The following is a 9,563-nucleotide window of genomic DNA, read 5'->3' on the forward strand; positions in this document are numbered from 1 at the left end:
TTTCATGCGTTTGTTCTATATCCTTAATACCCGCTTACGGATTGAATTAAACCAGCACCAGCTTTTATATTAGCTTCAACTGTACCTCCTATATGGACAATCAAATCACCTATATCAACATCCTTTTTTATATCAATGTTACCTCTATATTTATTATTATTTGATTTCAAGCTTACTTCCTTAATATAAAAGAAATCAATTTCAACATAAGTGGTCGTATATCCTCTTTCAATCCATTTTCTTGGTGGTTTATCAGCATATATAGGCAAGTCAAAAGCTACTGATATTCTATCTCCTTCTCTAGTTATCTCAATTTTTTCAATTCGTAAATTTTCTAAAGGAGGTACATTATTGTATATCATTGAGATAAATTTTTCCTCACCAAAATGTTCTATCCAAATATTCTCCATCCCCAATCTTTACATAAAACACATTCATTTGGTTTCACTATTTTATCATTTCCTTCCTCAACTATCCTGTCAGTTAGCACAAAAAAGACCGACTATACAGTCGATCATGTTGTTTAACTAATGCTTTCGTTAGTTATACATGAAAAAATGTTAACATAAGAATTCTTTTCTTAAATTCTTCAGTTCATTTAAGCGTTAATTGGTTAAATAAAAAAAGTTGAATCAATTAAGCTTATTCCATTGCCAATGCATCTGCTTTAGTTACATGAACTGTACCAAATGGATGATGTGGAGGTGCATAAATCGAATATATTTTTAATGGAATATTACCTGTGTTGGTAACATTATGCCATGTTCCAGCCGGTATCATAATAGCAAAATCATCATAAACTTTTTGTGCAAAATTTAGATTATCTTTTCTTTTGCCCATTTGAACGATCCCTTGACCTTGTTCAATGCGTAAGAATTGGTCAACGTTAGGGTGTATTTCTAATCCTATGTCTTCCCCAACTTTAAGACTCATTAATGTAACTTGTATATGATTTCCTGTCCATAATGCGGTACGATAAGTATTGTTTTGCTTGGTAGCCTCATTGATATTTACTACAAACGGTTTTGGTCCATAATCTTTTAACTCAATATTATTTCTTTCCTCTAATGATTTTAAAAAATCAAGTTGGTTAGCATCGTAAATATCCCAGTAATCGGGATATCTCACATAGTTATACTTTGGAACATTAACATAATGAGGGTATTGATATTGAAAACGATTTAGATATTGGTACGGGTACATACTAGGTGCAAAATACATTTTTTTCACCCCACAAATTTATTAAATTATCATATGCACTTTTTTAGGTATTGTACCCTCTTGTATATATGATCTTATTTATCTAATCTGCCACATGTTGCATAAGAAATAATTAAAAAGGAACATATTTCAAATAAGAAATACGTTCCTTTTTTGTTTTAAATCCATTCCAAAAATTATGAAAAATAATATTCCGGAGGTTTCTGAAAATTTCCGGAAGTTTACTAAAATCCACTAATAAACTACATATTTAATGCTTCCTGTTTAACTCTTTGTAAAAAATCTTCCACTACTTTCATAGCACCTTTTTTATTCCCTAGCTTTAGCATTGCTCGTCCAACGAAATTAACACCTTTATTTGAACCTTCATAAATAAATTTCGTATGATTTTCATCTATTTTTTCAAGTTTAAACAGTAGATTCGTTTCAAATGCATTTGCTAATACAAAGCTGATTTGCTTTTTCTTCCTAGTTTCCGTATCTTCATAGTCTAATGTATTCACAATATATGTTTCTACTCGTTTTCCTTCTCGGTAGCTTTGTTGGTGTTTTGCACCAATTTCGTTTTCGTTCTTTTCAATTATTATATGTTCTTCGACTTTTGGCATGATTTTTTGAATGTTCTTATCTAAAAATAAGCTCCATACTTTTTCAATATTTGTTTCGATGATAACGTCTTCTTTCCACTGAATCAATTTGGTTCCTCCTTACCAGATGCAATAAATTCATCAATTTCCTCTAAATGTAATGATAAATCTTCTATTTGCAGCTGGTTCTTTTTTCTTTTATTATTTAACAACTTTTCTAAATTTGTAAATGACTCATCTTCCATAACAGAAATCATTTCTTGAATCGTAAAACCAAATCTACGTAATTTGCTTAAAAGCATGGCAAGAAACTAACTTCCATCATCATAGTAACGATAATTATTTTTAGGATCAATATAAGCAGGTTCAAGCAACTTCACTTCAGCATAGTATCGCAAAGTTTCTTTACTTAGTCCTGTTATCTCTGCGAAATCACCTATTTTATACATTTTATCCTCCCACTACATCATAAACTGTGGGGTACACCACACGGTCAATATTTATTTCTCTTTAATTAGTATATACCTTAGTTAAATTGATTCAAAAAGAAGAATGCAATTTTTAATAGTAAAAGATTAGTGTTTTTAAAACAATCCAATAAAAAAAGAGAAACCATAAATGATTCCCCTTCTTCTAAAAATTATTTTAAGCTTCTTCTGTATTTATATTGATTATATTGAAAATGAATAAAGCAACCTACGCAAAATCCTAGTATTGCAACGAATGCAGCTAAGCCAACCATGATCGTAAATACATAAAATATAATCTTAAATCCTAATAATGCACTAATAAATGCAATGGCTAAAAAAGTTACTGATATAACTTGATTAAAGTTTTGCTGTTGCTGATCTTCTTGAATATATTCAGAATGATTTTTTTTCAAAAAGGTTTTCGCAATTCTCATGACTGGATTAAATTGCAAGAACAGTCCTCCTATGCCACTTAATAATGGGATTAACAAAAACCAAAATACACCAGTAAATAAAGTTAGTAATACAGATAATACAATCGTCCACTGATTTGCGCGTACTAATGGTAATGGAATCGAGCCATTTTTTGATTTCGCCATTCATATCCAACCTTTCACATCGGAATAATTATGTATAATCATAATATGTTTCGAATCCCTTTACAATTAATATAACTTGGAACTACATAAAAATTAAAAATGACACAATTTAAAAGCGATTACTCAAATTGATCACTTTTAGAATCAAGATATATTCGGTGTACCAGACTGAACAGGATATAAGCTCCCATTAAACGCAAAAGAAATCTTGCCAGTTTCTTCAGATACGACCAAGACAAGCGCATCACTTTCTTCTGATATCCCAATTGCTGCACGATGCCTTGTTCCTAGTTTTTTATTTTCATATGTAATTTTTGATAATGGTAGTACATTCCCAGCGGAGATAATTGTATTTTGTTCAACTAAAACCGCTCCATCATGCAACGGACTACCAGGATAAAAAATCGATTCTAACAGAGCAGATGATAATGTTGCCCCTACTGGTATACCTGAACTCATCAGCTGTTCGAGTGAATCATCCCGCTTAACTACAATTAATCCTCCATGCTTTCGCTCTGATAAATGTTGCACAGCAATTGTCAGTTCTTCAAAAATATCTGTATAAGGAGAAAGATATGAATTTAAATAGAAGGAAGAAGCTTCTAATTGTAGTTTATTAAATACACGATGGATATCTTCAAACTCTGTTAAAATACCGCAACCTTTATTTTCTATTTTTCCGATCATTCCTTCAATTTTAGAATTGATTTGTGTAAGTGTACTCGTTAAATTTTTCTGTATTGTTGGTGTTAATTGAGATTCAATTTCTTCCATTTCCAATTCATCAACTCTCTTTCAAACCTAGTTAGCTTATTTTACTATACCCACCAGTACTGGAACATATACCATTCTTTTCCATTTAAAAATCATGCCAAAAACCTCAGAAGACGAATGCCCCCTGAGGTTTTTTTATCCCATTTAATCACAATATATATTTTTACCTATTATCTTTTTATTTTAGTAATTCTATTACTTTAATCATTCCAGACGGTGTTATAGCAACATTATTAAAAGAAGGTATTTCATTTTGATCTACATCACTTTTAATCCATATTATACCGTTGATAAAACCTTCTTGTTCTAGTTCGATTATTGCAGGTGTAACGTATTCAATTGCAACTCCAACTTCATTATGGATCCCTTTTTCAAAATTAGGCTCTTTTTCTTGAAGTTCTTTAAAGATCGCAAGTAACATCATCTCTGCATCAGATATCATCGTAGTCATAAAAACACCACCTTTCCTCATTGTCATTAATCATTAATTCGACAAAAGTTGGCATTTTCCTTTTTTTTCCTTAAGGTTCAAAATGATATTTTTTTAATACGCTATTTGTTTTATCAATCAACTCATCGTTACTATAATTTGGTACTGATTTATTATCAATTTTGTATTTTTGTTTTAATAAAATGATCCGCTTAACACTTTGGTTAATACGTTCCTCTGAAATCGAGCCATTATTTACTGCTGTTTGAATTGCTTTAAATACTGCTTTTACTTTATTCGTATCATGAGCAACCATAATGATGTCGCTTCCAGCTTGAATAGATTTTACAGATGCATTAGCTAAGTTGAAATGTTTTCCAATCGCATCCATTGTCATATCATCTGTCATGACGACCCCATTAAATTGCATATCATTTCTTAAAATGTTAGTGACCACTTTTTTAGACATTGAAGAAGGATTATTCGAATCAATTTTCGGCAATAAAATATGCGCAATCATCACAACATCGGCATTTTGCTTTATCGCATTCTTAAAAGGAACCAATTCAAAGTCTTTTAAATCATCGTATGATTTATATACGATTGGTAATGTTAAATGTGAATCAACACCTGTATCACCATGACCTGGAAAATGTTTGATAACAGGTATGATATTATCCGACTGAATTCCTTTCATTGTTTGAATTCCGAGTTCACTCACAATTGAAGCACTATTACCAAATGAGCGATCTCCAATGACCGGGTTATTTGGATTACTATTAATATCAAGTACTGGTGCAAAATCAAGGTTAAAACCAAACGTTTTCACTTGTTTCCCTAAGATTTGACCAATTGCAAATGACAACTCAGGATTGTTTCGCTTCCCAATTTCTTCACTCGATGGAATTGTTCCAATATTGGCTGGTAAACGAGAAATCCTTCCACCCTCTTGATCTACTCCAAATAAAATTGGCAGAGGATTCGATTCATTGGCCTTCTTTAAAGAGTTTATTAATTTAACAGATTGCTGTTTACTTTTTATGTTGTCACTATAAAAAATAAATCCACCAATTTTATTTTGCTGCACTAAGTTTTTCATTTCTTCAGTATACTTAGTTCCATAAATTCCTGAAAAAATCATTTGTCCAATTTTTTCATTTAAACTCATGTTTTTAATCTGCTCATCAATATTCATAGATAAAAAATCTGAAGGTATGACTTCATTCGTATTATTCATCATTGAGACAGATATATGATGTACTGACGGATTCGGGTTCTCATCGGTTGGTCGTGGTAAGATAAACTTTAATTCATAATTATGAGCTAGTTTATAACCAAGAATAATTTGATCAACTTCTTGATCTTTATAATATTTGATTGTCGTCGGATTCTGTAATAACTCAATAATCGAATCATAGTGAATTTCATGTAGATTCGGTTTATAGGATCTCGCCTCAAAGACAAATCCATCTTGATCATATCCGACAGCGATTGCTGGGTCTTTAAACGTTATATACGTTCCTTTTTCAACCTCATCTTTTTGACTGATCGATCCAAATCTTCCAATTACCTCGTTTATATCCGTTTTACCTACAAAAATACTCGTTTCGGATATCTTACCTTGTTGAGCATTTGAAATAATTAATGCTAATAATTCTTGTTCATCTAACGATTCGCTTTCATCTTCAACGATTTGTTCAGTTTGAAATGAAGGCTGACTTTGTTTTGAAGGATGTTCTTCTTTTGCATCACCCTTCACATAAAACACACTAATCCCACATATTAGGATGATGCCAATGATCATCCAGAGAGCTCTTTTAATTGCTAACTCCTCCTAAAACATTCTTATATGTCAATCTATGTATAATTCTTTAGAAATTGATTTTTGTTAATCATTTTTAATAATGTATTGGGCACCTTTCAATCTCATTATGCATAACATGGGAAAGATTAACAAGGAGGGACCCTTTTTAATGACTACGAAAGAACATAATGATGTAATGCATCAATATAACTATTATTTTAGACATATGAATCCTAATCAATCAACTCCATATTCTTATCAACCTTATCATTTCAATAACGAATATTACACAAATACAACTCAAAATGGATTGATAGATCATAATGACTTATATTTTCGTCAACATATCCTAACATTTGTATTAATTCATGGCTCTTGGGCTGACCCTACTTTTTGGAATGGAATTGCTGGAGAATTACGTAAAATGGGGCATATCGTCCATACACCTCAGTTACCAGGTCATGGAACAGATAAAAACAAAAATGTAACCCACGCAATGATTACACAGTCTGTTGTTGAATATATTACAACACAAAATTTAAAAAACATCATTTTAGTTGGACACAGTTTTGGGGGTAGCGTCATCCAAAAAGTAGCTGAACAGCTTCCAGATCGAATTAAGCGATTAGTCTTTTGGAATGCTTTTATTTTAAAAGATGGCGAAAGCATGGCAGATCAATTTCCACCACAAGGACAGCAGTTTATATTAGGACTTGCACAGCAATCCCCTGACCATTCAATTAAACTGCCTTTTTCTTATTTTAGGGAAGTTTTCGTTAACTTAGCAGACCTGCAAACAGCTCAACAAATCTATAACTCTACTACCCCTGAACCATCAGCACCACTGACTGAAAAGTTAGATTTAAAAGCATTTTATCAGTTAACTACTCCTAGAAGCTTTATCAACTTACTTGAAGATACAGCTATACCTGCTGGAGAAACTTATGGATGGTACCCACATATGGCTAGTAGATTAGGCATTTTCCGTTTCATTCAAGGACATGGAGATCATATGACGACTGCAAAATTACAACCGAGAAAAGTCGCCCATTTAATAGTAAATGCAGGTAGGGATTAATGATCGTATATCTTTTAATCTCACTAAAAAAACGCCCAGAAAATAATTTCTGAGCGTTTTTTAGCATATAGTTTAACTACAAATTACCGATTGATATCAATTGAATAGAGCAATAAACATACGAATACAATAATCATTATTATTTTTGAAGCTTTTAATAAAGTTTTACTTGAAACAGTTTTATTAAGTAAGTAAAAAAATCCTACTACCCAAATACCATTTTGAAAAAATGTCACAATAATATTTCTAATCATATTTATTGTAAAATGGTAATCTCCCATTTTTCATTCCTCCTTTTTTTGCTCATCCCCCTGCTCTATACTTATTACAGTTTGCAACACTAATTCCTGCTACTTTGGAATCGTTTTTGCATAATAAATTTAATGTATATTTAATTTTACTAATTTATATTTAATATTTTTAAAACTTATAATATACTAATATAGGGAAAAACACATTACATATAGAGGAGACCAAAATGAAAAACTTTAAGAAAATTACATCATTCGTTACTGCAACGACAATAACAGCAGGAATTCTTTTAGGTTCAGTCCCGACAGCAGCATCTGCAAAAACCACTTCAAAAACAACTCAAGCGCAAACAGCATTTAAAAATCAGATTAGCGCATACAACAAGACTTTAAACAACTATAAAAAAGATATTAAAGAAAATGATGAGTACATTTATGAGCTTTACATGGATCTACAAAGATACAGTAAAGAGTTTACAAAATATGGATATACAGGTAAAGATGAACTAACGAAGAAGATTACAAGTTTTAGAGCAAAACTTGATAAAACTCGTAAAGATAACACAGCTATAGACATGAAGAAAGTTTCTGCTACTTTTAATGCTTACCTTAAAAAAGGTGATACAAAAAATGCAAAAACATATTATGTAAAACAAAAAGCAAAATTACTTGCTATCCTAGTCTACCAAGATGATTTAATGTATGACATTGAAGATTATGCTTATGAAATTGAAGAGCAATTGTTCACTGAAAACGAAATTTATATTCACAATCAGTTGCCTACAGAATATGAAAATTATGATATTGAAATGGCAAAAATGCTGAAAAGTTCAATTGAATTACTGACAATCGAACAAGAAGTTCAATCTCATGCATATAAAGTCCTTAATATGGATTACCCTTTATACAAGCAAATTCAAACTGACCTAGAGTCAATTACTGAAAAATACATTAACGAAGATTCTATTGATGATATGATGGATTTTATGGACAGTGACGACTTATATTCTGCAATCGAAAAAAGAGATGTATTAAAAGTTAAAATAGCTATTATCAAAACGACAAATGATGCTAAAATATATATTTCATTAATTGAAAAAATAAAAGCAGATATTGATGCTTACAAAATGAATCTGCCTGTAAAGTTTGCCGATAAAGCGAAAGAACAACCTGCAGAAACAACTGAAACACCTACTAACTAATTAAGAATCAAAAAGAGGAGTAATTTATTACTCTTCTTTTTTTTATGAAATGAAACAAAATAAAAAACAGTCCCTTTTTTGAAAATCATCTCTTCCAAAGGACTGTTTTTTATACTTCACTTGCTGTAATTTATCTTTTTTAGTTTTCGTCTTACGTGTATTTAAATCTAACATTGCAAATGGACTTCTACTTAATTCTGGGTTTCTGTTTCCTTCTCTTGCTAATTTGTCTCTAAATTTCCTTGCTTTTGATTTACTCATATTAGCACCTCTTTTGTCATTTTCTTCTTCTATTATATACTTACCTTTGAAATTTTCCACTCAATATAAGTAGCTATTTCACATCTTTTTTCGAAATCGGAATAAATCGGTCAAATACACCAATAACTTTAATCTCTTGATCTAATACTTTTACCTCATAAAGAGAAAAAAAGACATAGTCATGCTTTGTCGTAACTGAACTAATTAAGTGATCCCCCACTAATTCAATCCCAAATTTAAGATATTTATTATTTGATTCTTCAACTAGTTTATCTTTGGCCCATACAACAAATTGATGTTTCGTTGGATTCGTTTTTGCTGAGATAAATAAAACGATTGCTAAAATGATGATGAATATATATTTTTTCATTTTGAACCTACCTATTATTTTATTTCTATTCTTCATATATTAAAGTATTTGGCTCATTAGTCCAAATTTTTCTAGGTTTTTTTGGCATAAAAAATGACAACACCTATATGAAGGAAGTTGTCTATTTAAAAACGATATAACTAGCATTTAGTATGCTTCTATTAATCTCTATCTTTGATGATCAAAACAATATATTTTCCCTTTAAACTTTTCTTTATTCGTTAAACAATAAGTCACGACTTTTTCAGATACATTCTTACTACAAATAGCACACTTTGAGTTTGAATTAGTGTTAACATTCTTAGGTTGAACAATTGCTTTCTTAATTAAATTTATATGCTCTTCCCTAATACGCTCATCGACAATATTACCCTGCATTAAATTAGTTTGCATTGTAAGAATTTCTACATCTGTAAAAATTTTCGCCTTTTCCTGTAATTTTAACACATTGATTTTCCTATTAATTATATCCGATAATTCTGTGTCATACACAATCAAATCATTTGAATGGATTTT

Annotated in this window: 14 protein-coding genes and 1 pseudogene; 2 read left to right on the forward strand and 13 right to left on the reverse strand. The window is 30.7% G+C overall.

Features of this window, described 5'->3' with window-relative positions:
- Nucleotides 1–23: 23 nt before the first annotated feature.
- The 9 genes from V7056_RS17145 to nagZ form a co-directional block, all read right to left on the reverse strand.
- Nucleotides 24–410, reverse strand: a complete 387-nt coding sequence (locus tag V7056_RS17145) for an Imm50 family immunity protein (RefSeq protein WP_499703622.1) — start codon at nt 408–410, stop codon at nt 24–26.
- Between the two features lie 232 nt (nt 411–642).
- Entirely contained in the window at nt 643–1,221 is a 579-nt protein-coding gene (locus V7056_RS17150) for a cupin domain-containing protein (RefSeq protein WP_499703623.1), read from the reverse strand.
- Nucleotides 1,222–1,463: 242 nt separating this feature from the next.
- Complete coding sequence (locus V7056_RS17155) at nt 1,464–1,916, reverse strand: SRPBCC family protein (RefSeq protein ID WP_499703624.1); 453 nt, start codon at nt 1,914–1,916, stop codon at nt 1,464–1,466.
- Complete coding sequence (locus V7056_RS17160) at nt 1,913–2,110, reverse strand: MerR family transcriptional regulator (RefSeq protein ID WP_499703625.1); 198 nt, start codon at nt 2,108–2,110, stop codon at nt 1,913–1,915. The genes V7056_RS17155 and V7056_RS17160 overlap by 4 nt, the downstream gene beginning before the upstream one ends.
- A gap of 9 nt (nt 2,111–2,119) precedes the next feature.
- Complete coding sequence (locus tag V7056_RS17165) at nt 2,120–2,257, reverse strand: MerR family DNA-binding transcriptional regulator (protein WP_499703626.1); 138 nt, start codon at nt 2,255–2,257, stop codon at nt 2,120–2,122.
- A 191-nt stretch (nt 2,258–2,448) separates the two neighbouring features.
- Nucleotides 2,449–2,877, reverse strand: coding sequence for a DUF4395 domain-containing protein (locus tag V7056_RS17170; protein WP_499703627.1), 429 nt, complete (start codon nt 2,875–2,877; stop codon nt 2,449–2,451).
- A gap of 144 nt (nt 2,878–3,021) precedes the next feature.
- The gene (gene cdaS, locus V7056_RS17175; protein WP_499703638.1) at nt 3,022–3,651 is read right to left on the reverse strand and encodes a sporulation-specific diadenylate cyclase CdaS; all 630 of its coding nucleotides are present in this window, start codon (nt 3,649–3,651) and stop codon (nt 3,022–3,024) included.
- Nucleotides 3,652–3,829: 178 nt separating this feature from the next.
- On the reverse strand, nt 3,830–4,102 hold the full coding sequence (locus V7056_RS17180; protein WP_499703628.1) for a hypothetical protein: 273 nt from the start codon (nt 4,100–4,102) through the stop codon (nt 3,830–3,832).
- A 70-nt stretch (nt 4,103–4,172) separates the two neighbouring features.
- Nucleotides 4,173–5,885, reverse strand: coding sequence for a beta-N-acetylhexosaminidase (nagZ, locus tag V7056_RS17185; RefSeq protein ID WP_499703629.1), 1,713 nt, complete (start codon nt 5,883–5,885; stop codon nt 4,173–4,175).
- Nucleotides 5,886–6,054: 169 nt separating this feature from the next.
- Between nagZ and V7056_RS17190 the strand changes: the two genes are divergently transcribed.
- Nucleotides 6,055–6,963, forward strand: coding sequence for an alpha/beta hydrolase (locus V7056_RS17190; protein ID WP_499703630.1), 909 nt, complete (start codon nt 6,055–6,057; stop codon nt 6,961–6,963).
- A gap of 83 nt (nt 6,964–7,046) precedes the next feature.
- Here the strand turns inward: V7056_RS17190 and V7056_RS17195 are convergent, their stop codons facing one another.
- Nucleotides 7,047–7,244, reverse strand: a complete 198-nt coding sequence (locus tag V7056_RS17195) for a hypothetical protein (protein WP_499703631.1) — start codon at nt 7,242–7,244, stop codon at nt 7,047–7,049.
- A gap of 197 nt (nt 7,245–7,441) precedes the next feature.
- Between V7056_RS17195 and V7056_RS17200 the strand changes: the two genes are divergently transcribed.
- Nucleotides 7,442–8,416 (forward strand): hypothetical protein, encoded by a 975-nt coding sequence (locus V7056_RS17200; RefSeq protein WP_499703632.1) that lies wholly within the window; start codon nt 7,442–7,444, stop codon nt 8,414–8,416.
- Between the two features lie 42 nt (nt 8,417–8,458).
- Here V7056_RS17200 and brfA read toward each other — a convergent pair whose 3' ends face one another.
- The 3 genes and pseudogenes from brfA to V7056_RS17215 form a co-directional block, all read right to left on the reverse strand.
- Complete coding sequence (brfA, locus tag V7056_RS17205) at nt 8,459–8,677, reverse strand: ribosome rescue factor BrfA (protein ID WP_499703633.1); 219 nt, start codon at nt 8,675–8,677, stop codon at nt 8,459–8,461.
- A 73-nt stretch (nt 8,678–8,750) separates the two neighbouring features.
- Nucleotides 8,751–9,047: a hypothetical protein gene (locus V7056_RS17210; protein ID WP_499703634.1), complete on the reverse strand. Its 297-nt coding sequence runs from the start codon at nt 9,045–9,047 to the stop codon at nt 8,751–8,753.
- A 168-nt stretch (nt 9,048–9,215) separates the two neighbouring features.
- Nucleotides 9,216–9,563 (reverse strand): annotated as a pseudogene (locus tag V7056_RS17215) (nuclease-related domain-containing protein); the annotation flags it as partial.

It is taken from the genome of Bacillus sp. JJ664 (assembly GCF_036962205.1).
In the GTDB taxonomy this organism is placed as follows: Bacteria; Bacillota; Bacilli; order Bacillales; family Bacillaceae_G; genus Gottfriedia.

Excerpts from the sequence above, each read along its gene's own strand:
- V7056_RS17145 (WP_499703622.1), bottom strand. The coding sequence starts at position 410 with ATGGAGAATATTTGGATAGAACATTTTGGTGAGGAAAAATTTATCTCA.
- V7056_RS17150 (WP_499703623.1), bottom strand. The coding sequence starts at position 1,221 with ATGTATTTTGCACCTAGTATGTACCCGTACCAATATCTAAATCGTTTT.
- V7056_RS17160 (WP_499703625.1), bottom strand. The coding sequence starts at position 2,110 with ATGCTTTTAAGCAAATTACGTAGATTTGGTTTTACGATTCAAGAAATG.
- V7056_RS17165 (WP_499703626.1), bottom strand. The coding sequence starts at position 2,257 with ATGTATAAAATAGGTGATTTCGCAGAGATAACAGGACTAAGTAAAGAA.
- V7056_RS17170 (WP_499703627.1), bottom strand. The coding sequence starts at position 2,877 with ATGGCGAAATCAAAAAATGGCTCGATTCCATTACCATTAGTACGCGCA.
- cdaS (WP_499703638.1), bottom strand. The coding sequence starts at position 3,651 with ATGGAAGAAATTGAATCTCAATTAACACCAACAATACAGAAAAATTTA.
- V7056_RS17180 (WP_499703628.1), bottom strand. The coding sequence starts at position 4,102 with ATGACTACGATGATATCTGATGCAGAGATGATGTTACTTGCGATCTTT.
- nagZ (WP_499703629.1), bottom strand. The coding sequence starts at position 5,885 with ATGATCATTGGCATCATCCTAATATGTGGGATTAGTGTGTTTTATGTG.
- V7056_RS17190 (WP_499703630.1), top strand. The coding sequence starts at position 6,055 with ATGACTACGAAAGAACATAATGATGTAATGCATCAATATAACTATTAT.
- V7056_RS17195 (WP_499703631.1), bottom strand. The coding sequence starts at position 7,244 with ATGGGAGATTACCATTTTACAATAAATATGATTAGAAATATTATTGTG.
- V7056_RS17200 (WP_499703632.1), top strand. The coding sequence starts at position 7,442 with ATGAAAAACTTTAAGAAAATTACATCATTCGTTACTGCAACGACAATA.
- brfA (WP_499703633.1), bottom strand. The coding sequence starts at position 8,677 with ATGAGTAAATCAAAAGCAAGGAAATTTAGAGACAAATTAGCAAGAGAA.
- V7056_RS17210 (WP_499703634.1), bottom strand. The coding sequence starts at position 9,047 with ATGAAAAAATATATATTCATCATCATTTTAGCAATCGTTTTATTTATC.